Annotated in this window: 28 protein-coding genes; 25 read left to right on the forward strand and 3 right to left on the reverse strand. The window is 31.3% G+C overall.

From position 1 onward, the window contains the following. The 12 genes from KI369_RS09140 to KI369_RS09185 form a co-directional block, all read left to right on the forward strand. Nucleotides 1-236, forward strand: a 236-nt coding sequence (locus tag KI369_RS09140; RefSeq protein WP_212955736.1) for a hypothetical protein, incomplete at its 5' end; no start/stop codon positions are given. Nucleotides 237-610: 374 nt separating this feature from the next. Continuing rightward, entirely contained in the window at nt 611-2,341 is a 1,731-nt protein-coding gene (locus KI369_RS09145; protein ID WP_212955737.1) for a hypothetical protein, read from the forward strand. A gap of 340 nt (nt 2,342-2,681) precedes the next feature. Beyond that, nucleotides 2,682-3,020: a hypothetical protein gene (locus tag KI369_RS09150; RefSeq protein WP_212955738.1), complete on the forward strand. Its 339-nt coding sequence runs from the start codon at nt 2,682-2,684 to the stop codon at nt 3,018-3,020. A gap of 198 nt (nt 3,021-3,218) precedes the next feature. Then, complete coding sequence (locus tag KI369_RS29630; protein WP_259653021.1) at nt 3,219-3,344, forward strand: hypothetical protein; 126 nt, start codon at nt 3,219-3,221, stop codon at nt 3,342-3,344. A gap of 148 nt (nt 3,345-3,492) precedes the next feature. Beyond that, a complete protein-coding gene (locus tag KI369_RS09155; RefSeq protein WP_212955739.1) occupies nt 3,493-4,485 on the forward strand; it encodes a hypothetical protein in 993 nt (330 codons plus the stop codon). Between the two features lie 17 nt (nt 4,486-4,502). After that, nucleotides 4,503-4,868: a hypothetical protein gene (locus tag KI369_RS09160; RefSeq protein ID WP_212955740.1), complete on the forward strand. Its 366-nt coding sequence runs from the start codon at nt 4,503-4,505 to the stop codon at nt 4,866-4,868. 138 nt (nt 4,869-5,006) lie between these two features. Next, entirely contained in the window at nt 5,007-5,261 is a 255-nt protein-coding gene (locus tag KI369_RS09165; RefSeq protein WP_212955741.1) for a hypothetical protein, read from the forward strand. Then, a complete protein-coding gene (locus KI369_RS29635; RefSeq protein WP_259653022.1) occupies nt 5,243-5,365 on the forward strand; it encodes a hypothetical protein in 123 nt (40 codons plus the stop codon). Before KI369_RS09165 ends, KI369_RS29635 begins: the two co-directional genes overlap by 19 nt. A gap of 626 nt (nt 5,366-5,991) precedes the next feature. Beyond that, nucleotides 5,992-6,156, forward strand: coding sequence for a winged helix-turn-helix transcriptional regulator (locus KI369_RS09170; RefSeq protein WP_212955742.1), 165 nt, complete (start codon nt 5,992-5,994; stop codon nt 6,154-6,156). 264 nt (nt 6,157-6,420) lie between these two features. Continuing rightward, nucleotides 6,421-6,648 carry a hypothetical protein gene (locus KI369_RS09175; RefSeq protein WP_212955743.1) on the forward strand — a complete coding sequence of 76 codons (228 nt, stop codon included), beginning with the start codon at nt 6,421-6,423 and terminating at the stop codon, nt 6,646-6,648. Nucleotides 6,649-6,929: 281 nt separating this feature from the next. Then, entirely contained in the window at nt 6,930-7,151 is a 222-nt protein-coding gene (locus KI369_RS09180; protein ID WP_212955744.1) for a hypothetical protein, read from the forward strand. A 135-nt stretch (nt 7,152-7,286) separates the two neighbouring features. Beyond that, complete coding sequence (locus KI369_RS09185) at nt 7,287-7,553, forward strand: hypothetical protein (protein WP_212955745.1); 267 nt, start codon at nt 7,287-7,289, stop codon at nt 7,551-7,553. A gap of 455 nt (nt 7,554-8,008) precedes the next feature. On the opposite strand, the gene KI369_RS09190 is transcribed toward KI369_RS09185, so the two are convergent. Then, nucleotides 8,009-9,493, reverse strand: a complete 1,485-nt coding sequence (locus KI369_RS09190) for a MobA/MobL family protein (RefSeq protein WP_212955746.1) — start codon at nt 9,491-9,493, stop codon at nt 8,009-8,011. Between the two features lie 403 nt (nt 9,494-9,896). Here KI369_RS09190 and KI369_RS09195 point away from each other — a divergent pair, with 403 nt between their 5' ends. Together KI369_RS09195 and KI369_RS09200 are read left to right on the forward strand one after the other, a co-directional pair. Beyond that, complete coding sequence (locus KI369_RS09195; RefSeq protein WP_212955747.1) at nt 9,897-10,430, forward strand: hypothetical protein; 534 nt, start codon at nt 9,897-9,899, stop codon at nt 10,428-10,430. Nucleotide 10,431: 1 nt separating this feature from the next. Next, complete coding sequence (locus tag KI369_RS09200) at nt 10,432-10,920, forward strand: hypothetical protein (protein ID WP_212955748.1); 489 nt, start codon at nt 10,432-10,434, stop codon at nt 10,918-10,920. A 27-nt stretch (nt 10,921-10,947) separates the two neighbouring features. Here the strand turns inward: KI369_RS09200 and KI369_RS09205 are convergent, their stop codons facing one another. Together KI369_RS09205 and KI369_RS09210 are read right to left on the reverse strand one after the other, a co-directional pair. Continuing rightward, the gene (locus KI369_RS09205) at nt 10,948-12,768 is read right to left on the reverse strand and encodes a type IV secretory system conjugative DNA transfer family protein (RefSeq protein ID WP_212955749.1); all 1,821 of its coding nucleotides are present in this window, start codon (nt 12,766-12,768) and stop codon (nt 10,948-10,950) included. Next, on the reverse strand, nt 12,758-12,973 hold the full coding sequence (locus tag KI369_RS09210) for a hypothetical protein (protein WP_212955750.1): 216 nt from the start codon (nt 12,971-12,973) through the stop codon (nt 12,758-12,760). Before KI369_RS09210 ends, KI369_RS09205 begins: the two co-directional genes overlap by 11 nt. Before the next feature lie 799 nt (nt 12,974-13,772). Between KI369_RS09210 and KI369_RS09215 the strand changes: the two genes are divergently transcribed. The 11 genes from KI369_RS09215 to KI369_RS09265 all read left to right on the forward strand — a co-directional run bounded on the left by KI369_RS09215 (nt 13,773) and on the right by KI369_RS09265 (nt 22,364). Further along, on the forward strand, nt 13,773-14,579 hold the full coding sequence (locus KI369_RS09215; protein ID WP_212955751.1) for a ParA family protein: 807 nt from the start codon (nt 13,773-13,775) through the stop codon (nt 14,577-14,579). Continuing rightward, nucleotides 14,572-14,853 (forward strand): hypothetical protein, encoded by a 282-nt coding sequence (locus KI369_RS09220; protein ID WP_212955752.1) that lies wholly within the window; start codon nt 14,572-14,574, stop codon nt 14,851-14,853. The genes KI369_RS09215 and KI369_RS09220 overlap by 8 nt, the downstream gene beginning before the upstream one ends. 87 nt (nt 14,854-14,940) lie before the next feature. Next, nucleotides 14,941-15,255: a hypothetical protein gene (locus tag KI369_RS09225; RefSeq protein ID WP_212955753.1), complete on the forward strand. Its 315-nt coding sequence runs from the start codon at nt 14,941-14,943 to the stop codon at nt 15,253-15,255. 971 nt (nt 15,256-16,226) lie between these two features. After that, a complete protein-coding gene (locus KI369_RS09230) occupies nt 16,227-16,667 on the forward strand; it encodes a hypothetical protein (protein WP_212955754.1) in 441 nt (146 codons plus the stop codon). A 548-nt stretch (nt 16,668-17,215) separates the two neighbouring features. After that, the gene (locus KI369_RS09235) at nt 17,216-17,419 is read left to right on the forward strand and encodes a hypothetical protein (RefSeq protein WP_212955755.1); all 204 of its coding nucleotides are present in this window, start codon (nt 17,216-17,218) and stop codon (nt 17,417-17,419) included. A gap of 340 nt (nt 17,420-17,759) precedes the next feature. After that, on the forward strand, nt 17,760-19,265 hold the full coding sequence (locus KI369_RS09240; protein WP_212955756.1) for a tyrosine-type recombinase/integrase: 1,506 nt from the start codon (nt 17,760-17,762) through the stop codon (nt 19,263-19,265). 161 nt (nt 19,266-19,426) lie between these two features. Next, nucleotides 19,427-19,576 carry a DUF3970 family protein gene (locus KI369_RS09245; RefSeq protein WP_212955757.1) on the forward strand — a complete coding sequence of 50 codons (150 nt, stop codon included), beginning with the start codon at nt 19,427-19,429 and terminating at the stop codon, nt 19,574-19,576. Nucleotides 19,577-19,679: 103 nt separating this feature from the next. Beyond that, a complete protein-coding gene (locus tag KI369_RS09250; protein ID WP_212955758.1) occupies nt 19,680-20,138 on the forward strand; it encodes a hypothetical protein in 459 nt (152 codons plus the stop codon). A gap of 14 nt (nt 20,139-20,152) precedes the next feature. After that, nucleotides 20,153-21,568 carry a recombinase family protein gene (locus tag KI369_RS09255; protein WP_212955759.1) on the forward strand — a complete coding sequence of 472 codons (1,416 nt, stop codon included), beginning with the start codon at nt 20,153-20,155 and terminating at the stop codon, nt 21,566-21,568. Between the two features lie 71 nt (nt 21,569-21,639). Further along, nucleotides 21,640-21,957: a hypothetical protein gene (locus KI369_RS09260; RefSeq protein ID WP_212955760.1), complete on the forward strand. Its 318-nt coding sequence runs from the start codon at nt 21,640-21,642 to the stop codon at nt 21,955-21,957. 17 nt (nt 21,958-21,974) lie between these two features. Further along, nucleotides 21,975-22,364: a hypothetical protein gene (locus tag KI369_RS09265; RefSeq protein WP_212955761.1), complete on the forward strand. Its 390-nt coding sequence runs from the start codon at nt 21,975-21,977 to the stop codon at nt 22,362-22,364. The last annotated feature ends 117 nt before the right edge of the window (nt 22,365-22,481 follow it).

The raw sequence follows: 22,481 nt of genomic DNA on the forward strand, positions 1-22,481 counted from the left end.
TGGAACACATTAATGAACAATTCGAACGAGAAAAACGTGAAAAAGAACAATGGGAAAAATCGATAAAACAAGATACTTGTAAACACGATTATAAAGAAATAAGAAGAGATAGTAGTGATCCAGAAGGACAACCCTATGATGACGAAAGTGGAGAGTATGCATGGGTTGAACGTGTTTCTTATCGTTGTACAAAATGTGATAAGTACAAACACGAATTACAAGGTATTGAATGGTAGAATCGAAGAAAAAAGAAGATTTTACTAGCTTTTTATCGAAAAATGATGCATATTGAATACAAGAACAACGAAAAAAGTCGGCGATTGAGCCCGCCGACTTTTCGTAAAACTAGGTTAAATCTCTCCCGACTAAAAGAGAAGATTGTTTAATTAATTTGTTACTATGAATATACATTTATAATGTATATTTGTCAAACAAATAATGATTCCTTTTTGCTTAACGTTAAAATTAATTGTAAGTGTAATTATAACTATAAGTAGAGTTATAACATGATTCATAACTACAGTTATAAGACAAAAAGGAAACGGATAAAAACGAGAGATTTAACCTTCCTATTTTTGAGTGTTTTTTTACAGACGGGGAGGTTTTTTGCATGTTAAAAAGACAAGAAGAAGTCTATTTACCAGCATTTAAAGAAGTTCGAAATACATACAGTGTAGAACAATATATACACTTAGAAAAAAATACATCTTTGTATTTTCAAAGATTATTAAAAGAGAATTTTGCACTGCCATTTCAACAGGTAGGTTTAGATGATTTTATAGATATATTGTTTCCTAATGCCGAAGGTCATTTCTGCTTTTTTAGAAAAGGGAAAACAGTATTTAGTAATACGTTCTTCACAAAAGAAGAAATGATTGAAAAACTGTGGTATATGTTAACGAAATCATTCGGAATGAATAGCTATGTGAGTTATTCAACGTATTATAGTAAGAAAAAGAAATTTGAAAAGGTACAATCTCCTGTTACTTATAAAACAAAAAGTGGATTCAAGATTACTTCAAAGGCTTGTAATGTTGCTACAAGACGTGAATTTGTTGTAACAGAAGAAAAACGTATTGCATTGCCAATGCGAACGCAAAGCAATGTCGTAAAAACGTATTTGTTAGCACAAGACCTAGATTTTTATAAAGAAGATGTAACAACAGAAGAAGCAATTCAAATTATTTCTGAAATGGTCTATAACGGTGATATTATTTGTCCTACAATGATTGTTTTTACTGGACAAGGAATTCAACTCGTATGGCGTGTAAAACCATTCAAAAATATCAAAGGATACACGCATGATAAAGAATGGCGAGCAATACAAAACGACATGATTGATATGTTTGAAAAGAAAGGGTTAAATCCTGATGCGGTGGTAAAGAATCCTTCAGCTGTCACTCGTCTTCCTGAAACAATGAACATGAAATCGAAATCACTTGTACAAGCTTATTATATGAATGATGAAGCGTTAGAATTGAGCGATTTCTTATTCGTACATCGTATTGTTCCGCAACCAGATCGTAAAGTGAACCCAAACAAAATGGGTTCTCCGAAAAAGGAACCAGAAACAGAAAATAACGAAAAGAAGCAAAAGAATGTAAGTAGACTTGTTTCAACATGGAATGAATTTACATTGAATCGTCAACGTGAAGAAGATATTTTCACTTATGTTCGTATGTGGAATGAACGAGATAATTCAAAATTCTATATAGGACGCCGAAATTGGCTTTGTTTGGTACTTCGATTCCATGCCTTGGTAAGTAGTGACGGAGACACGGAATATGCGTTAAAAAGGGTATTAGAGTTGATTTCTATAATGGATTTAACAGAAACAAACGAAAAAGAGTTATTGGATCGTTCTGAAATAGCAGAAGAATACTATACAAAATGGAAAAATGGTACATGGAATAAAGAACAATATGTCCAAGGTGGCTTATTCTATCGTAATTTGACCATGCTAGAATTGATGAAAATCAAAGATGATTATGAAATGCAAATGGCGATGAAAACAATTAAAGCGCGAACACATAAATACAAAGACTTCGAGAAAATGAAACAGGCAATGACAGAAGAAGAAGTAAATTTTGCTGAAACTGCTATTGAGGAATCCAAGAAGTATGATGCGGCACGAAAGCGTGTAGAGAAGTTTGGTGTAGAACAAGCAGATAATCATACTTGGGAAAAGGAAGTAGAACGGAGAAAAGCTCCGAAGGAAGCGAAATTAGAACAATTAAGAAAGATACAAGAAGAAAATCCTAAATTGAAAAACAAAACCAAAATTGCAAAAGAATTAGGTGTGAACCGACAATATTTATATGATCTGATTAAGGAATTATAAAAAAGTGTCGGGTTACTTTCCCATTAAAAGAAGAAAAAGAATAGGGCAGTGTTTTTAGGAGTAAAACCAACAAAAAGAAAAAAGATTATTTCCCAAAAGGAGATAGTCTTTTTTCTTTTTAGAGAACAAAATTAAATGATAAAAACTTACCATGACAAGCATTTCGCGTACTTTGAAATGTGAAAACTTTTTTTCGCTTTTAAAAAAAAGTGTGTCATGTCAACGACAGTGAAAAAACAAAAAAATTACTTGAATCTAATTCATTAAGATCGATGGGCCTTGAAAACATTTTTTTAGTAGAGTATAGAAATAGTAAAACTAAAAAGGTGTGTATTCAACAATGGAACGATTATTTTATGATGAAAAAGTATTAAATATAGTAAGTGGTGCAATATCAATGGCTAGGGATAAGGGTTTTACATATGATTCTACTTATTTGGATTACCATAATCATATTTGTCCACGTTGCCAAGGGGAAATGGTAGTAAAAAATAAAACAGTTCGCAATGCTGGTATGGTTGGTATGGGTATTATGCAAACAACGGGTTATATTTATCCTTATGTGGTTTGTAAAGACTGTACAAAACGAGTAAAAAAAGAACCTAAACACTTACAAGATAAGAATGGTCAAATAATCGAAGAGTATATTCATAGTGTTTTACCATACTTGGGTGAATGATAAAAAAAAGACTTCCTGTAATGGGAAGTTTTTTTGTCATTTATTCAATTTTTTAACTTTTATTTTGGGATACGATTGAATTTTTAATATTGGAGCGTTAAGTCTTTCTTTTCTGAAAATAATATTGACGTTTAAATACCCAGGGGAGTATAATTATCTTGTGATTTCCAAAATCTACATAAAAGGAGGTTTGACTTGATGAAGAAGTTAACATCTTTTTTTAGCAAAGACGAAAAATATCGTTATACTACATGCCCTCATTGTGGTCGTTTGACAGACCATTACAGTGATGTTTGCGACAATTGTGGCGAAGCATTTAAGTAAGGAAAGTAAGGGAGACAAAGTGTATGATTCATCTTGTCTCCTATTTCTATTTATTGTTATATAAAAATAATTTATTACAGGGCTCCATTTTTTGGGAAAGTATTGTATAATTATGTCATATAAATACTGTAGGGGGCAAGGTATATTTATGAGAAAGATAGTAAAAGGACTTATAACAGTTTCATTATCTACATTACTAATGACTGGTTGTAGTGACAAAGAGGAAAAGGTGACTACAACTACACAGGAAAAAACGTCACAAACGAAACAGAAAGAACAACCACCTGTTCCAAAAGAAGTTTTAAAACAAGTGAAAAACCTCAAACAAGTGGGTGGTGAACCCGTTGCGCCTAAACATGCTAATAATAAGACTACATCACAGGTAAATGCAAGGGATGGATACGTTTATTATATGTATTCGGATACTGAGAAAACTTTTGTTTCCATCGCTGATACAAAGAAAGACAAATGGGTTGTAAAAGATAAACTTATTCATCAGCCAGGTGCTGACGCCGCAATCTACGGAACAGCGTTCATGGTAGAGAATACAATGTTCTTTATCGATGAAAAAGGTGAAGTTAAAAAACAAGTGAAACTTCCGAAGGTTACAATGAGTCTTACGTCGGATGAAAAAGTAGGTTACATAAGAACAAGTAAAGGTGATGCGGCTTATGTAACTACAAAAGATATGTTAAAATTGTATCTTGAAGATGGAACAGAAAAAGAATTTCCAATGAAAGATTATTTTTCAGGAAGTTCTATGGGTGATTTCATAGATTTAGATAAGAATATTGTGCACATTAATGATACCTTGTATTATACAACGTATGATTTAAAAAAAGGTAAATGGGTTTATGATGAAAATGGAAAACAGGTGAAAAATGAAAAGACTCGTAGTGACACTGTTATTCCATTTCAGGATTACATAGTTAAGGTCTATGGAGAATCTGATCAAAATCGTTTTGTTTACCTAGATAAAAAATTTAGTCCAAAGCAAGCTCCTGAACAAGATTTTCCTATTGTTGATTACAAAGGATTAGGACATTTTCTTGTAGAGAAAGATAAAATAGTATATGTTCATATGGTTGAATTTGAAGGAGAAAAATCTGTACAATATATGGAATTTAAAGAAACGAAATAATAGGTTATAGAAGGAAGATGAAATCACTGATTTCATCTTCCTTTTTTACATATACTAAAAATGGACTTGGACGCATCCTGCAACACTGGGACTATTTGCAAGCATCTAACACGACAGTTGTAATGAACTGTTGTGTTATTTGTTTTTTTATTACATATATTAATATTGGTTGGGGGCCTGCATATGTTGATACAGGATGGGGTGCATCCTGTAATACTGGGAAAAGGTATTATCTAAAAGGAAAAAGAGAACTAACAGTTTCTTTTTTCTTGACGATGGTACCTTTTTTATTATGTTTGTACTACATAACAGTTAATACAAGAGAAGAAGTAATGTTAGCTAGTACTGTGGCTGCGTATGTAATCATAAAAATTTTTACATAATCTTTCATGTGTATCACCTCGTTTCATTTTGAATTTATGTATATTACGTTGAAAAGATAGAACTTATAACAGAAGTCGGTTCGAGCTTTTAGAAGTTTAGTATTTTGTGTTGTTTTGTTCTCGAAGGGAGGAAATACTATGATTTTAGGTTTGAGTGATCCTGATAAACTTTTCATTCAGGTCGGCGTTGTAGCAATAATTTTAGTTTTATTAATGTTTGTTTTTTTATTTTATAAACTAGATCAAGTCGATAAAGAATACGAAGAACGTGCGAAAAAAAGGGAAATAGAAATGGCTGCACGTCGTGTGGAATTGAAGAAAAAGAAAGAAGAATCATTAGCAGAATTACTAAAAAGACAAGAAGAAATGAATCGATGGAAAACACGGAAATAACAGAGTTAAATCCGCCAGGATTCAATTGTTCGCAAATCCGTGGCAAAAACACTGCAGTCATGCATGAAGTACAAACTGTTTTAAAAATTACATACCTTGAATAAGAGAAAAAGAGGTGTTTCAAAGGTGAATACCTTCTAGGGATAATAAAAATGGACGAGAGGGTTATTTTCGTTAGAATTTGATATAGGTTTGGAGAAGAAAACAGAGGAAACAGGAAAGGTGAATCCGATCGGATTTGGAAAGTGTTAAATCCGCATGAAAAATGTAGGTGTAGCAAGGGAAGTACAAATTGTTTCGGAAATTCCCATCGATATATAAGAGAAAAAGAGGGGAAAACAACGTTTTATTTTTTATTGTAGATAGGGAATGAGATTGCAAGAATCATAAAAGGTGTTTATTTTCGATTCTGACGTTTCAGATGTCGTTTAGGGGTAAATACCTTAGACGGATGTTAAAAAGAGGAAATAGGGGTGTTCTCGTTAGAATTTGGCATGTGTTTGGAAGGGGATTTCAAGAGAGGGAAACATATAAGGATAATAGTTTGTACATTTGTTAAGCGATAACAATAGTTGTTAACAGATGACAACGCATAACAAGAATGAAAAGCGGTTTTAACTATGTGGTTTCAATGCTTGTATAAAAGCGCATGAAGAATGTGATCGTGATGAGGGAAGTACAAACTGTTTTCGAAATTCCCGCCAATATATAAGAGAAAATGGGGTAAAGTGTGTCTATTAAGATTGTAAAAAAAGGTGGAAATGAGAAGTTGGAAGAACTGAAAAAGTTGTTAGAAGAGAATCCCAAGATGACAAAAACAGCTTTGGCAAAGCAACTCGGAATCGGAAGAACACGATTATATGAACTGTTAAAAGCATTAGTGGACACAAATTAAAAAGTGTTCACTGATGTGTCAGTTAAGATTGTAAAAAAAGGTATATTATTTACGGAGTAAATATATTCTTTTAAAAAAAAAGAGATATGTTCTTAATCTTTTAGGAACTTCTCTTTTTCTTTTTATATTTAAACATATCTGTCATGAAAATACATACAACGACAGTGAAAAAAAAATTTTTTGTTAGGGGAATATTGTTATTTACAAATATAGAAAAAAGAGTATAACTATATCACTTATTTTTAGATAAGGGAGTGATATACAATGTTAGAGTTATTAGTACAAGAATCTATTGAAAAAGTGTTAGTAGATTATAAGAAAATTGACAATGATGATTTTACAAAACTAGTAGTGAAGGAATTTACCAAACAACTGTATACTATAAGTGAAAGAGATTTACTAACAGAAGTAACAGACATTTTACATGAACAATTACAACAAAGAAAAGAAACACAACAAAAAGACTTTACAAATACAAATCTTCCTGTATAAACAGAATACAAATTACACAAGTAAAAAAACTTCCATTGCATTTTACCTTTACCTAAAACGGTCATGACCGACTTTTGTTTTTTCCATAACTTGTGTGGTTTGTAAACTAAAAAGGACAATATACTGTAAAAAGACTTTATCTCGTTAGATAAGTCTTTTTTGTTTTTAAAAAAAGACTTGGATTATAAACACTATTACAAGAAGATTTCTTGACGGTAGTGTTTTTTTCTTTATTCTCTTCTTAACGAAATAAACTGTTTCGTTTGAGGGGAGGAATCATTATGTTAGGTTTAAATGATCCAGATTTGCTTTTTTTTAGGTTAGGGATTGTGGCAATAGTTTTAGTTCTATTAATGTTTGCTTTTTTATTTTATAAGTTACATCTCCTTGATAAAGAATACGAAGAACGTGACAAACAAAGGGAAATCGAAATGGCCGCACATCGTTCCGAGTGGAAAAGAAAAAAAAGAAGAATCCATTCGAGAATTAAAAGAACGGCATGACAAAATGAATGAATGGAAGACACGAAGGGACTAGTAATACAAAATTTTTCTCATTTTCTGTTCTTGAAGCTTAATATATTCCAAATTATACTAGTTATTAAGTGTATGAAATAGTTGAACAGGGAGAGGACTATTATGATAGGAGCACTTTATACATTAACATCTTCAAATTTCTTTTGGGGTTATGTTATACCTGCATGTATTGTTTATTGGGGAGTAAATAATAAAGACGAAATGTGGGGGAAAGAAGCTTACGATAAAGGTATGAGACAACGTGAATGGTTATTTGTAGTAATTCCTTATGTAAACTTTTTTGTAAGTTTATTCTTTATTGGTATATTTGTATTAAAAGGTGTTTTTTGGTTATTTGAAGGTTTTTTAGATGATAAAAGGAATCGCTAATAATTAGTAAACTATGTTTGTACTTTTTTAGTATTAAAAAAGGGGATTCCAGTTTCTTATTTCCGCCAGGATTCTAGAATCCGCGAATCCTCCCTAAAAAGACTGCAGTCATATGTGAAGTACAAGTTGTTTTTTACAATCCATACTATATATAAGAGAAAAAGAGCATTTTTGTTTGTTTTGAAATATAGTTTTATAGGGAAATTGTTTTGAAGTGTTTTCCGCTTCACTTGGCTGGATATTTTCTGTTTAGGTGCAAATACCTTAGAGAGTTCGGGAAAATGCAAATTCGGGGCATTCTCGTGAGTCATTTTCATAGGTAAAACAAAAAATCGGATAAGGAAATCATATTTGAGCCAAAAAGAACAATTTGAATGTAAAAAAATGAATAATTTCACATACCAGATAGAAAAGAGAAAAACAGAAACGGATTTTCAAGTCCATTTCTGTTTTTTTTATAACTCCATTCCTTTTTCTTTTCGTTTTGTAATGTTTGGTTTCATTTCTAATTTCATTTTCTCCTTTTTGAAGTCTTTTAGACTAACAACCTTGTTGTTTGTGATTTGTTGATTTAGATTCTTCACTTTGCTCATGACACGTTCTGTTTTCTTAATCTGTAAAAACGTCTTCGTGCGGTCTTTGTAATTGGAGATAAGCTTTTTACGGTCTTTCGCATGTTCTTTTTTATAGAGTTTTAGTTTTTTCTTTTCACGTTTCATTTCAAGTTTTTTCTTTTTGATCTGGATTTTCTTTTTTTTCATAGCAGCCTTCAATTGTTTACGACGTTTCCAATCAGAAATCGAGAATACACTTGTTTCTTTTAGATTCACTTTCATCATTTTGTAATCTAGTTTCATATCAATTACGTCTTCTTTTTTCAAACTCATTTTTTTACTGTAATCTGTCTCTTTATGATTACGATAACGTTCATACGAACGTTTTTTGTTTGCTTTTAAGACCTTCGTATCCTCATTTAAACGTTCATAACGTTCTTTTAATCCGTTGATAGATTCAGTGAATAAGTCTCCAACTGTACGACTTTGTTCAGGTTCTTCATAAACATTTGGATCTTGTCCAGGCTCCTCATAAACAGGTTTTTGTTTTAGTTGTTCTTGTTCTAATCCCATACCTAACACCTCCTTTCTATTTTGGATTTCCGCAACTTTTGCATTGCGGACAATTTGTTTTACCTCTTTTATTTGTTCCACTTCCTGTTTAGTCTCTTTCTTTTTCTGTTTAAAGTTATTTCGTTTTTTAATCTTTTTATTTTCGGTTAATACCTTTTGGTATTTTGCTGATTTTTTATCAAACGGCAAGTGTTTTTGTGGGATTTTATCGATTCCTCTTTCCTGGTAACTTTTACGAGAAACAAAGATGTCTAATCCTTTTTCTTTAAATTTCTCGTTTACGAGTTTTTCCCATGTATTTCTCCATTTTTCGTTATAACTTTTTTTATTCCAATCCCTGTTTTTTCTATCATGAAATGTTAATCCGTCTTCATTTACTTCACGCAAAGTTAAAAGTAGGTGGCAATGAGGATTATCTGCATTGAGCTTATGAAAACAAGCGTCTGCGACCATGCCGTCATCCGTGAAAGTTTTTGCAAACTTCTCTACTAATTCTTTGTTTTCGGCTGGAGTGAATTCTGTATACAAAGAGAATTCTAGTTCTCTTACTAATTGTGAATCCTTACGAGTTTCTACACGTTCAATTTCGTTATATAAAAATTGTCGGTTCTTGAATTTTTCATTTACATGTGAAGGTAAATAGATTTCACTTTCAATTTCATCTTTTTTCAATTTTCCTGTGAAATTATGTGTTCGATTCTTTTTTTCATCGTATAGGATTTCTCCTGATCGATAGGCCGCTTTTGCTACGGCACGATGTTTTTTAGAACGAGTAAACACATCCGCTCTCATGTGAAAAAATTTCTCCTGCATACAGAACACCTCCTTTCAAAAAAACGAAATATGTATGTTCAAAATTTCGAAAAGGATAACACAATTTTTAAACATGTGTAATTTTTTTGAAGAAAAAAGTGAAGTGGAAATGAACACAGAGAAATGCGGAAAACTGAGAATGGAAATGAGGGTTTTGAAATGGGGGTTTAGGGTTTTTAGGTTTTAAAGGTCTTAGCACAACATTCCAGGGGAATGTATCTGTGCGCCTTTAGTGGCTGCTATAGCAGTGTTCTTTTCCTTTTTTTAATTGTCCATTTTAGGACCAATTTTTTTATTCTTTTTGCTTAAAACAGGTTTTATTTTTTTGTACTTGATTTTTATAAATTTCAAATTATACTTATCCAAATTTTGATAGATCAATTTTAATTTGGAGGTGTGAGTGATGTCAGAGATCATGAGTAGCAAAATAAAAAACTTAGAAAATAAGATAGAAAATTTAATCCAACAAAAAGAACAATTAGAAAGAGAAGAAAAAGAAAAAAGAGATAAAGCGCGGAGACATAGATTAATTGAGGAAGGTGCATTTTTGGAAAGTTTAATTGGAAATCTTGGAAAAGAAGAAGTGAAAAAAAGAACGGTTCGTATGTTCGTTCTAGAGAAATTATATAGCAAACAACAACTTGTGCTGCGCTATCTTTTTGGAAATGTAAAACTACATATGATTGAGCAACTTTTCAAAGACGAATTTCTTATTTTACAAGATAAAGTAAACAAAATAAGGGAAAGTAAAACAAGAAAAAAAGAAGAACAAGTTCAAGAACTTATACAAAGACAAAAGGTGTTTTTCGATGACCTATTCCAAGGGATCAATATCTCTGAAAGTGATAGTACAAAAGGGAAATTAGTAGAAATTCGTAAGTTAGAAGATAAGTATAAAAAATTGTTAAATCAACTAATTGAGAAGGGAGGAAATTAACATGAAAACAGTAAAAGACAACCTAAATGTATTACTCGAAATGGCTCTTCTGGAAGTAATAAAAATCGATACAGAACAACAAAACATCATGAATACATATGTACAAAAACAACAGGAAGTATTTGATTTAACAATGTTAACAGAAGAAGAAATACATGAAATGATGCGTGAAGAAGTGGAGGATTTTGTTAATAAATTAGGGCAAGTGAAACAACTATTTCACTTCTTTCCTTCGGATTTTGACCGAGAAATCCAAATGGATTCTGTCCCAGTATTTCACGTTGAAAAAACGATAAAACGTTTGGATATGATTTCGGAGGAATTGGCATCCGAAATTATAATAGAATTAGATATAGAAGTGGATAAATTAGGAGTTATGGAAGATTTGGAAGGTGTAAACAAAACGTTAGATTTAATCGATAAAGTAACAGAACTAACAGATAGATTGCTAGAATTAACTGCTGAGATTGAAGTACTTTTAGAATTATAAAAAGATGATCCGCAAGGATCACCTTTTTTATTCCAAATCACGTTTACGACGTTGTTCAATCAACTTTTGTATTTCTTCTTGTTTTGTTAATGCTCGTTTTTGTACTTGTTCTTGTCGTATCATAACTCTTTCTTCATTTCTTTCTTGTCGTTCTTGTTGGAAATCTGCTTTCTTTTCTTGTACTTCTTCCTTCGCTTTTTTCTTTTCTTTCCATGATGTGTATTTACGAATAATTTCATCATTCTTTTCAACACTGAAAGGTAAATTTTTAAACAAGAAATAAGCGATTCTATCTAAGAAATAGTAATTTTTATTGTCTTTAAAAGGTTTCAAATTGTCACTGACACAAACTAATTCATAACTTTTTAAACGTCGTATTTGATCAGCTGACAAAATTGCTTTTTTGTTGGTAGAAGTGGAGGTAGAAAGACTTTTATCATTTTGAGAGAAAGACATATTTGTATATTCTTCTTCTCCGACCATTTTGGAAAAGAAATCCGCGGTGTCTCCTGTGGCTCCGCCTAGAATGATCTTTGTTTTACAGTTTTCTACAATGATGTTGAATGTGTCTCTATAGTTCTTTTTCAATTGATCTAGACTTTGAATACCAAGTACCAGGCTCATTTTTTTAGAACGAACTGTACTTAGTAAAACATCAACAGATGGTATTTTTCCAATATTTGCAAATTCATCTAATAGGAAATAAACAGGTAATCCTGACATTTCCCCAAACGTTTCATCAACGCTACGATCAGACTTGATTTGACTGAATAATTGCGTGTAAAAAGCGGATAAAAATATACTGTATAATTCTGCCTCGTCCTCTGGGTAAGAGACAAATAAAGTGGCTTTTTGTTGTCGTAAAAGGCTTGGTGAGAAATCACTTCGTTTTCCAATTGCTTTGATATTGTCGTTTTCAAATGTCTTCATATTTCCCTGTGCGGTTGCAAACATTCCTGAAATCATGCTCGCTCCGTCGGCTAGTTTTTTATACTGTAAGAATGACATGTAAGCTTCTTCGGAACTATTACGGAAGAAATTCTCGGCTTCTAATTCATTTTTTAAGTCCAATTTTGCCATTTGTTTGATTACATTATTAATGTACTTTTCACCTTTATCGAATTCGTGGAACAAGAACATTTCCAAAAGTGTTTTAGATAGTTTTGCCCATTCGTCACCTTTTCCTGCTCCTTCTCCATTCATCAGAACCGAATCCGCGATTTTTCGAACATCATCGTGATTCCTCGCATTTGCTAATAAGTTATAATTGGCTGATTCTTCGGGGTTTCTAAGGTCTAAATGAATCACTTTATAACCTTTCTTCTTAAGTGATGGTCCGCTTTTTCTACATAATTCTCCTTTGGGATCTGTGACAACAAGACTTACATTATCAACATTTAACAAATTGGGAAGGAAGAAAGAAGCTGATTTACCAGAACCTGTCGGGCCTAGCAATAATATGTGCTCATGGCTTTTTTTTGTTGTAATTTGAACGTTTTGCGATATGTAGAGTGCACTTTTTTCTCTCTCAAAAAATTTATTATTACGAGGGAAAAACACACTATTTCTAGCATTTTTTTGTTCTCTATTAATGTCTTTGTAGTGTAATAAGTCCGAATCAGCGATTCGTTTTCTTCTGTTACTGAAAAATTTATATAGAAGTATCCCTAATACTGTTAATTCAATGAAAAAGATAATAAAAAACGTAAATATGTGCTGAAAATCAAAGCTGAATAGCTCTTTTAAAAATTCTTCATGAATTTGTGTTGTGAAATATATACTTGTTATACCAACAAATACTAATACAAAATTGATAATAAAAACTCTCATTCTGCTTTCAAATTCCATATTCATCACACTCCTTTATTCGTGTGATGAAACGATTATGTTCTTCTTGAAAAAATGAAATTAAGTTATTTTTGTCCCACAACATCTTTTTGCCAATACATAACGTTGGCTGCGGAACTTTGTTATGTTGTAATCGATAAAAAAACGTGGATTTTTTAATTCCTAATAACTTTGAAAAACTATTTGAATCAATGTAATTCTTCATATTCGTACACCTTCTCTCGTTTTAAAACGATGAGATCATAAACGAATTTTAGGAAATGTGTACAAAAAGTAGAAAAAATTTTGGGAAGCGTGGCGAAACATTTGCGAAGAGTACATGGTGATTTAGGGAAGCGTGGGGAAACCTGGCGAAGCATTTGCGAACAAAAAATAAAAAAAATAATATTTTCATAGGGGAATATGGCGAGGCTTTGGGAGGCATGGGGAAACCTATCTGATTTGTTATGTTATTTTACTTTATTTTTCTTTACTTTACTTTATTTTATTGTTGGTATCTTAAAATATGGGAAATTCATGTTTTCTGTTGTGGGTTATTCTACATGAAAAGAAATAAAAATTGAAATACGGGGTTCTTTTGTTCGTTTTGTGTTCGATTGTGATCGGTTATGATGTTCCGATCGGTTTTATTATGTTTCAAAAACTTCTATATGATATAAAAAATTTTTCGGAAAGCGTAAGCGGCTCTTTATAGTAAACAGAAGTATGTTAGCCTATTTGGGAAAATCGAGCATGTCCATTGAGCTCGATTTCATCGATTTTGAAACATACTTCGAAAACTTTACTGTAAAGAGTGTAGAAAAAATTTTTATTCTCCATGCCTTGGTACTCTAAGGTTTTCGAATCTAGTAAAAAATTTTTTTAAAAAAAGAAGGACATCCCCCTTGAAATAGTAAATAACTATAGTGTAAATTGTTAACAACAGATAATAACACATGACAACATATGACAAGTGTTAACAAATCGTATACATTTCATTTATGAAAATAAGGGAGGAAGTACATATGGGTAAAGTTATTTCAATGTTTTCAGTCAAGGGTGGAGTAAGCAAATCGGTTTCGAGCGTGATGCTCGCTCATGTTTTAGAAGAGATGGGAAAATCGGTTTTATTGATTGATTTGTGTCAAAACGGAGATGTTTCGAACACATTAGGATTTAATAGAAAAGATTATCCTGGTCGAAACACATATGATTGGCTTACGGAAGGGAAGACGATACAAGACGTTATCGTACAAGTTCCAGGCAAGGAAATTTATTTCATTCCATCAGATAATAGAATAGATAGAATTGAAGATTGGATAAACGATAATGTTTTGCGTGGCAAAGATGAAGTATTAAAAAAGAAGATTGATCCTTTAAAAGAGGCATTCGATTATATCATTTGTGATTGTCATCCGTCTCAGAACTCGATGCCTACGGTAATGAGCCTTATAAGTTCAGACCTTGTGTACGTTATGACAACGCTCGATGGGAATGATTTGGATGGAGCTGAAAGAAGTGTTGGAATCGTAAAACAACTGCAACGAGAAGGTGTAAAGTGCGACTATGAAGTTGTAGTTTCAAAGTTCGTGACAAACGATTTTGGAAGAAGTCAAGAATGGTTGGAAGAAACAAAAGAACGATTCGAATCAGAAGGGATTACGAATTTTTCGGACGTAAATATTCCGTTTTCACGAATCATTCCACAATTCACAGCAAAAAAGAAATCATTTAACGATGTGAAAAACCACCAAACAGCTGGTAAGGTAGTGGAAGCATATCAAAAAATAGCAAAAAATTTAGTAGAGAAAGAGGTTATTAACCATGGTTGATATTAATAATTTACCAAATACAAGTGTAAAAGATGAAGGAATAAAAGGGAATTTTGATCCTGATACAAGAAGTAGATACAAAGATAAAGAACCCGTTAAAAAGAAGAAAAAATCATACACACCTGGACCTAAGAAAAAGCGACCTGACACGAAAGTGAAAACGTATAATTTAGACGTGGAAGTGATCGAGAAAGTCGTGGAAAAAAGCGAGGAAATGGGAATCACGGCATCCGTTTTCGTAAATAAGGTATTAAGAAAAGAGTTAGGAATATAAAAACAAGAAAGGGGAATATTATTCCTCTTTCTGTTTAAAATAAAGTAACTGAATATTCGATATCATAAAATTTTAGGAGGTAAAAATATGACTATGAAAGAAGAAATCAAAAATTTTTATTTGGCTGCTGGACGCGTGATTAAGAAGTATACAGAGGTTGAATCTACATTCACAAAAACATCTGTGTATGGAAATTTAGTTGATAATTCACGGAATGGAGAAATGTTGAAACGTGAGTTGAAAGAGTTGTTTCAATTCAAGTTCCTAAACAAGATCAGCATGGAAGACGAGAAATTCCGTGAATCGTTGCATACTGTTGTAATAACAGAACCATTTAAATTAACTACAAAAGAATATAAGTTGTATTCAGATCACTTCATGTTAGGTCTGTTAGGAAAATAATAAAAAAAGACGGCTGCGGTCGTTTTTTTTGTTTATAAAAAGGAAATGAAAGAGATACACCTAATAATAGATATGAAATAACTTTATATAACCGTTGTGGAATGTAAATTTGAGTAATGTAAATGAAATGTATATGAAGACAGTAAGGGTTTCTTATTTATTTTTTATATGAACGTAGTGAAATGTAAATAAAATATCTCATAGTAGATCGTAAAGAAGAAAAACAGGGATGAAATGACTATTCGTAGTGATTTCATCCCTGTTTTTTTGTGTTTTTTCACATGAAAAAGAAGAGTTTGAGAAAATGACGTTTTTTCACTCGATTAATCCTATAAAATCGGATATTGATTAAAAACTTCGTAACAATAATTTTAAATAGTTTATTAAAATGAATGAAAAAAACTATACATAAAATGAAATGAATGAATTATATTTGATAGATAAAATAATTTAATCAATTATATATAATTGATTAAATTATTTAACGAATAACGATTAACGTAAAAAATAATAAAATAGATTTAAAAAAATAAATGAAAATAGAAATAAAATTATTAATCATAAAATGAATAATTCTATCTATTGATTAATATTTTTTAATCAATAGAGAAAGATGGAAAAAGTATATTTTCGAATCGAGAATAAGAAAAAATGAGAAAAATATTTTTTCTTCGAAAAAAGATGGCGGACAAAAAAACGTTGATATAAAGCTATTTAATAAGTGATAATAATAGTTAACAACTATTATTATCACTTATTAAAAAATAAAAAAGGATTCTTTTCGAAAGTGGCAAATAGAATAAATGAGGTCAAAAAGATTAATGTTTTCCATAAAAAATACACGGTTATTAATTAATATTTTTTAATCAATAACGAAAAGATTAATGTTAATTTTATTGACTCATAGAAAAAATAATGGTATATTTAATATAAGAAATTGAACGAACATTTAACTAATAGGAGGAATTAACATGAGTAAAAAAGTTGACGAAAAAACATTATTAGCGTTTTTAGAACAACAGGGATTAATGGATAATTACAAAGAGTTCAAAGAAAAGAAAGAAGAAGAAGAGAATGATCCAAACATTATGACGGTAAAACAAGTAGTTAAAGAATTGAATGAACGTTTAAAAGATGGGAACTGGACTCTTCAAAAAGTAAGACGATATATAAGAGAAAGAAAGATTAAGACAATCAATCAAGGTGTTGTAAAAGAAGAAAATAATTCTCGTGTTGGTTATCGTATTCACCGCGAAGACTTTGACGATTTTGTTGCTTTTGAAAAGAAGTCAAAATGGGATTTAAAGATTGAAGTAGATAAACTATTAGATTATACCGATGAGTTAAAAGATGTAATTAATAATTTAAAAGATGAAATAAAAGTGCTAAAAGAACAAAAAGAAACAAAGTGAATGAACGAAAAATGAGACGAGAAAAATGATTATAATGAATGAGAAAAATCATAGTTTCATTTTGAAATATAAACGGAAAACAGAAGTTGTCCTTCTGTTGGTTATTAATAGTTGTTAATGTTTAACAATAGTTAACAACTATTAATAAAACCTTTGTTTATCACGTTTTAGAAAAAACAGAACAAAAGAAAATGCATACTATATTCTTCGTAAACGCTTCTTCTATATTCAAAAATTATAACGTTATCATTTTATAATGATTTAAAATGAAAAGTTATGTAACGAAAAATATAGTTAGATATTTTAAATGTATAAATGAATAATTTAATCCATTAAAATAAAATAACCAATTATTATTTTAATTAATTTAATTTAATCAATTATACATAATGATTTAAAAAGTATAATTATTAGTGATAAGAATGCGGGTTCAAGGTCGTTTTTTGGACGAAATACTGAAACTCTTATTTATGTTACTTTTTTCTGTACAAATATTCCATTTTTTAGTAGAAAAGGGACGTTTACACATGAATAGGAGGTATACAGATATGAAATATTCCATTGTTTTAGATTTAAAGGCAAAACGGGCATGTTTACCCCTTTCTGCTGGAGAAGATTTGGCATTTGCAAAGAAAATGGCTGCAATCATGAGGAGTAATCCAGAATTGAATGTTTTAGGAATCATAGATCAAGACGACAACATTGTAGAAGGATACGACAACTTTATAAATTATCTTAATTCCTTTAAATAGAAAAAAACGTCGTGACAAGCCAAACAGAGTTTGTTGCTAGTCCCACCATTTTGTTTCTATTAAAGGAAGTGTTCTGTAATTACACAATAATAGAAAAGGAAATATTAAATCTTTGATGAAAGATATAAAAGAAAGATATAATAGAAGTACAGATTGTATCTTTTTTTTGAAACGATATATTTACAAATTGCAACGAATTACAATTCTACGCCAAATGTATATTATGATGGCTTGAAAAAAAATTAAGAATGCTGATTTAACAACATCTTTGTAAAAAGCATGAAAAGGACTTGTTATTTACAAATTGCGTAGAATTTTTTTTTGAAAGGGAGTGTTGGAAATGAGTAAAAAAATGACGAAATACCAAACAATTGAATTGGAATCCATTGAACAAAAAGAAGGGGAAGAATCCTATATTGTAAATCTTGCTGTTGATACAGGAAAGAAAAAGAAGGAAATGGAACAAGTGAAATTTAAGCCGCTTCCAAGGGGAAAGGCATTAGAAGTTAAAACAAGCACACAAACAAGCTTGTTGCATTCTAAATTTTTGATTGGATATGCCATGTTGTTTTTAATAGAAGAAAAGAAGTTGAACAAATTTCATTTCATATGCCATGAGATCCAAATGGAATATAAAAAGAAAGAACAGGTTTCTATTTTAATAGAAGATGCATGGTATGAAAATGATAGTTTCTATAAATACATAGAAGAAGAGAAGAAGATCAAAAAATATATCAAACAGGAAATGATGGGAAAAAGTACAGAAACACAAAAAACATATACACATTCATTAAAAACATTTTTCAAACACTTATTCTTCTTTGAGAGAGATACATTTCCAACTTACAATGAGGAACATGTGAATCGATTCATTGCATATTTAGAAGATAGAAAGTTGTCTGCTACATATATTAACAAGATTTTTACTGCTGTAAATATGTATGCAAAGTACCAGGAAAACATTTTAAATACATACAAAATTCGTTTACCAAAAGTTCCAAACTTGTTGGAAATGTCACCAAAATCACTTCAAAATCAATTGTTAGAAGAAATCAATGCTGATTTACAAGATACGTTTTTAAAATCACAAATCCCACATATGTGGCAATTCCTGCCTAACCTGGGTAAACAGAGAGATCATTATCGTAACTGGATTCTATTCCGTTTGATGTTGTCATGTGGATTGAGGATTGGAGAAGCAACGAACATACAAATCGACGATCTTCACCTGGATGGTTCTCGCACAGAAAGTCGATATGTTGTGATTAGAAAAACAAAAACACAATCGGAACGGAAAATTCCTTTGGATCGTGAAATTACTTCATTATTAAAAGAATACATTGCATTCAGGGAAAGTAATGACCTCGAAATCGAATTGCAAAAAGAATTGTTCAATCGATACAACGGTCGATCCACAATTAATATTTACGATGGAATGACAAAAAAAGAGATTTCTATTTATGAAAAAATGTATGAAGAATTGAAAATGGCTCAAAAAGAAGGAGATGAAGAGGAAGTAAAATTCCTTTCTGTTCGACTCCATATGATGGCGGTGGACGCTGCAACGACGGTTGTAAGAGAAAGATTTGTGTTTAATCCATATTTATTTGTATCAAACAGATACAAAAGAGTTGCAAACAGAACAATGATGAATCACTTCCAAAAAGCAGGTATCACAAGCCACCAGCTCCGCCATACGGCGATTAAAAATTTAGTAGATAATAATGTTTCTATTAATAAAATACAAAAGTTTTCGGGCCACAAATCCGCTGATATGGTGCTGCGATATTCGCAACCAACATTTGAAGAAATCGCATCAGAAGTGGAAAAGCACAAAAAATTTTAGAAGGAAAAGAAGTTTACTAATTTCCTCGAAAAATAATTCTACGCTAAATGTATATTATCGGCGCCCCAATATTTTTTGAAAAAGAGGATAACAACGGGAAAAACACAATTATTCAAAATGAGGGGCAATGCCTTGAAAAAATGTAAAAAGGAGGTATATACATGGTAACGATTCGTTTGATGGGTTTGGAAAAAGATATAAAAAAAGCAATTAAGAAGTTAGAGAAAACATTTGAAATTATTTCGGTTTCAGAACCATATCCAAACCGAAATAGCAAAGAAGTGCGTGTGTATGTAAAAATACAAAATTAATTAAATGGAGCCTTGTTTTTATTTTTGAATCAGGGTATATTACATACAACAGGTTATAACGCTTGATATTACACAAGTTATAAAGTTAAAGGGGAGAAGAAAAATGAAAGTTTTATTAAAAAGAATGGATTGTGAAGCTGAATTGGTGGAAGTTGCACAAGGGGAATTTAAGCAATTTTGTAGACAACAATTTTTTGAAGATCCATCTTCCGATGGCCGCTTGTGGATTCATATCGGAGATGTGTTCGATCGACAACAATATGTAATGTATGTTGGTTGTGATATGCAAGGTAATTTTGGGGATGAACATTTTATTTTGCATCGACCACGCGAGATTATTGAATCCATGCAAAAACAAATGATTTATGGAAATGTTATTTTTGCAAAGGTTTCAACAGAAGAAACGTTTGATTATGAATACATTGACATGAATGAAGAAGAAGCAAAGGCAATTTCAGATGCTTTTGTTGGTGCAATTCCATTTGGAATTGGTAGAATCGAACTTTTAGAATTTGATAAAGTGTTTGAAAACCTAGAGAAAATATATCGATTACATAGATAAAAAGGGGATAAAGGATGAAAACGGCATTTGTTTACTTATTAAAAGGTATAGAGAACGACATAGAAGAACAACGAGAAAAAATAGGGACATATGCAAAAGAAAACGATATTGAAATTATAAAAGAATTTGTAGAAACAGATATGTTGGCAGCGCTGAAACATACAGAACTACAAACGATGATTCAAGACTTAGTAGAAAAGAATGATATTGATTATGTGTTAGTGCATCAATTCGATGTACTAACACATAATATGGCACGATTGGGCTGGGTAATTACACAATTAGAGGAAACTTTGAATGTGCAAACTAAAATCCATTCTATAACAGAAAAAAATGAAGAGGATAATTATCGGTTGTTTCAATCGATGATACATAAAATCGGGGCAAAAGAAGAACAAATTCGCCATACAAGTCGTTTACAAGAAGGAAAGAAAGAGAAAAAACAAAAGGGTGGATTTAATGGTGGAACACCGCCGATGGGATATTCGACTCAAGAGGGTTCTGGCGCACTTTTCATCAAGTACGATGAAGTACCGACCGTTGAACATGCTTTTGAATGGAGAAATCAAGGATTAACAATGCAAGGAGTTGCTGACAAATTAAATGAATACGGCTTTAGAACACGCCAGGATCGCGAATTTAAAGCGATGACTGTACAACGCATGTTAAAGAACGAAAGCTTATACAAAGGCGAAGGAGAAGCGCCAGAATTACTTAAAAAACAGGGGGAATATAAGATGAAACAATTAAAAGATTTATATAAAGGTATTAAGTTTTATCAAAACGATGATGAAGAAGGCACTTATTATGGTGTACAAGAAGACAAAATTAAGCAAGAAATGAATGTTACAGGCGCAATTTTGATCAAGGAAGAGGATATATACACACCATGTAATTGGAGTACAAATAACGAGGAATTTTGTATCGATAAAGACGATTTTAATGAGTATGCCTATGTGATTTTCCCACATGATGTTTCTGATATATATAATGTATTAGAAAAAAAACATGAAGAGGTTCTATTGTCACATGATATAGAAGACAAATGGGATTTTGAAAATGCGGAACAGTTACCAGCAGCTATCCATGAAGAATTGTTACATTTGATAAAAGAAAAAGATTATAAGGATAATATGGATTGTCTAGAAGATACATACAGTTATTTTGATGGTTCTAATTTCAACAAAGTTATGTTGAATGAGAACAATGGATATTATCCTTGTGAATTAGATCACGTCGTGAAAAAAGGATATAGAATCGATGGAAATACATCACATTCCATTTTCTATATAACTGATGAAGGTAATGTTATTGAAGAATATAATTCTTATTTTCAGGGTGATAAGTCAAAGTATTTTCATGTACTACGAATTGTAGAAAAGGAAAATTGGGGAAATGTTGTAAAAAAAGGGTATGAGATAGAAATGTAATAGAAAAAAGTTAGGGTTTTGGGATTACTACAATTTCAAAGCCTTTTTTTATAAAAAGAGGGGGAAATAATATGTTATTAGATTTGGAGCATTACAAAAAACGTACTTATCATAACGAAAAAGTTGTGAAATGGTTTGTCGAAAGCCAATTCGATTATAACTTACCACAAACAGTTCATGGTCTTCATGATGTGGTTTGTGACAATTGCACGATAACGGAAGATGTAGAATACATAGCTTTTGATGAACGAATGTATTGTGTGGACATAGTAGAAAAGGTACCTGGATTAACATATGAAGAAAAAGAAGAATTAGAGGATATGGCAATCATTCGTATTCGGGTATGTTCTCATTGTAAAGAATGGGGTTTAGAGGGACTTTTCAATTAAAACAGGGGGTATATGTTATGAATAAATTAACAGAGTTATATAAAGATATAGTTTTATACCGCAAACCAGGGTTAGAAGAGGAGGAAGGGGAAAAAACGGTTTTTGGTAGAAGAAACACAATTATAGAAAATGAAATGGAAATTATAGATGAAGCATTACAATTCGAAATCGAAGATTTCACATTCACGACGGCTTATGAATTTCCTGAAGATACATATTCCATTACACGTTTATTTGACGATGCAAAACAGATACTTGTAGAAGTACGAAAACCACATAACAAAACAGGGGAATTGATGATAACCATCGATTATGAAAACTATGACAAAGAGAAGGACAATGCTATTTTTAAAGGATTTGAAGTTCATTGGATATTAGGTTCTGATTATGTGAAAGAGGTGTATTGATTATGAAATTAATAATTGAATTCGATGCAATCGAGGAAAAAGGATACATTGATTATATTAAGAAGTTAGATAAAGAAGAAAAACAAGAGTTAAAAGATATAGCGATTGTTGCAATCA

It is taken from the genome of Bacillus sanguinis (genome assembly GCF_018332475.1).
Classification (GTDB): domain Bacteria; phylum Bacillota; class Bacilli; order Bacillales; family Bacillaceae_G; genus Bacillus_A; species Bacillus_A sanguinis.

Bases quoted from the DNA above. Each gene is read 5' to 3' on its own strand.
- KI369_RS09145 (WP_212955737.1), top strand. From the start codon at position 611: ATGTTAAAAAGACAAGAAGAAGTCTATTTACCAGCATTTAAAGAAGTT.
- KI369_RS09150 (WP_212955738.1), top strand. From the start codon at position 2,682: ATGGAACGATTATTTTATGATGAAAAAGTATTAAATATAGTAAGTGGT.
- KI369_RS29630 (WP_259653021.1), top strand. From the start codon at position 3,219: ATGAAGAAGTTAACATCTTTTTTTAGCAAAGACGAAAAATATCGTTAT.
- KI369_RS09155 (WP_212955739.1), top strand. From the start codon at position 3,493: ATGAGAAAGATAGTAAAAGGACTTATAACAGTTTCATTATCTACATTA.
- KI369_RS09160 (WP_212955740.1), top strand. From the start codon at position 4,503: ATGAAATCACTGATTTCATCTTCCTTTTTTACATATACTAAAAATGGA.
- KI369_RS09165 (WP_212955741.1), top strand. From the start codon at position 5,007: ATGATTTTAGGTTTGAGTGATCCTGATAAACTTTTCATTCAGGTCGGC.
- KI369_RS29635 (WP_259653022.1), top strand. From the start codon at position 5,243: ATGGAAAACACGGAAATAACAGAGTTAAATCCGCCAGGATTCAATTGT.
- KI369_RS09175 (WP_212955743.1), top strand. From the start codon at position 6,421: ATGTTAGAGTTATTAGTACAAGAATCTATTGAAAAAGTGTTAGTAGAT.
- KI369_RS09180 (WP_212955744.1), top strand. From the start codon at position 6,930: ATGTTAGGTTTAAATGATCCAGATTTGCTTTTTTTTAGGTTAGGGATT.
- KI369_RS09185 (WP_212955745.1), top strand. From the start codon at position 7,287: ATGATAGGAGCACTTTATACATTAACATCTTCAAATTTCTTTTGGGGT.
- KI369_RS09190 (WP_212955746.1), bottom strand. From the start codon at position 9,493: ATGCAGGAGAAATTTTTTCACATGAGAGCGGATGTGTTTACTCGTTCT.
- KI369_RS09195 (WP_212955747.1), top strand. From the start codon at position 9,897: ATGTCAGAGATCATGAGTAGCAAAATAAAAAACTTAGAAAATAAGATA.
- KI369_RS09200 (WP_212955748.1), top strand. From the start codon at position 10,432: ATGAAAACAGTAAAAGACAACCTAAATGTATTACTCGAAATGGCTCTT.
- KI369_RS09205 (WP_212955749.1), bottom strand. From the start codon at position 12,768: ATGGAATTTGAAAGCAGAATGAGAGTTTTTATTATCAATTTTGTATTA.
- KI369_RS09210 (WP_212955750.1), bottom strand. From the start codon at position 12,973: ATGAAGAATTACATTGATTCAAATAGTTTTTCAAAGTTATTAGGAATT.
- KI369_RS09215 (WP_212955751.1), top strand. From the start codon at position 13,773: ATGGGTAAAGTTATTTCAATGTTTTCAGTCAAGGGTGGAGTAAGCAAA.
- KI369_RS09220 (WP_212955752.1), top strand. From the start codon at position 14,572: ATGGTTGATATTAATAATTTACCAAATACAAGTGTAAAAGATGAAGGA.
- KI369_RS09225 (WP_212955753.1), top strand. From the start codon at position 14,941: ATGACTATGAAAGAAGAAATCAAAAATTTTTATTTGGCTGCTGGACGC.
- KI369_RS09230 (WP_212955754.1), top strand. From the start codon at position 16,227: ATGAGTAAAAAAGTTGACGAAAAAACATTATTAGCGTTTTTAGAACAA.
- KI369_RS09235 (WP_212955755.1), top strand. From the start codon at position 17,216: ATGAAATATTCCATTGTTTTAGATTTAAAGGCAAAACGGGCATGTTTA.
- KI369_RS09240 (WP_212955756.1), top strand. From the start codon at position 17,760: ATGAGTAAAAAAATGACGAAATACCAAACAATTGAATTGGAATCCATT.
- KI369_RS09245 (WP_212955757.1), top strand. From the start codon at position 19,427: ATGGTAACGATTCGTTTGATGGGTTTGGAAAAAGATATAAAAAAAGCA.
- KI369_RS09250 (WP_212955758.1), top strand. From the start codon at position 19,680: ATGAAAGTTTTATTAAAAAGAATGGATTGTGAAGCTGAATTGGTGGAA.
- KI369_RS09255 (WP_212955759.1), top strand. From the start codon at position 20,153: ATGAAAACGGCATTTGTTTACTTATTAAAAGGTATAGAGAACGACATA.
- KI369_RS09260 (WP_212955760.1), top strand. From the start codon at position 21,640: ATGTTATTAGATTTGGAGCATTACAAAAAACGTACTTATCATAACGAA.
- KI369_RS09265 (WP_212955761.1), top strand. From the start codon at position 21,975: ATGAATAAATTAACAGAGTTATATAAAGATATAGTTTTATACCGCAAA.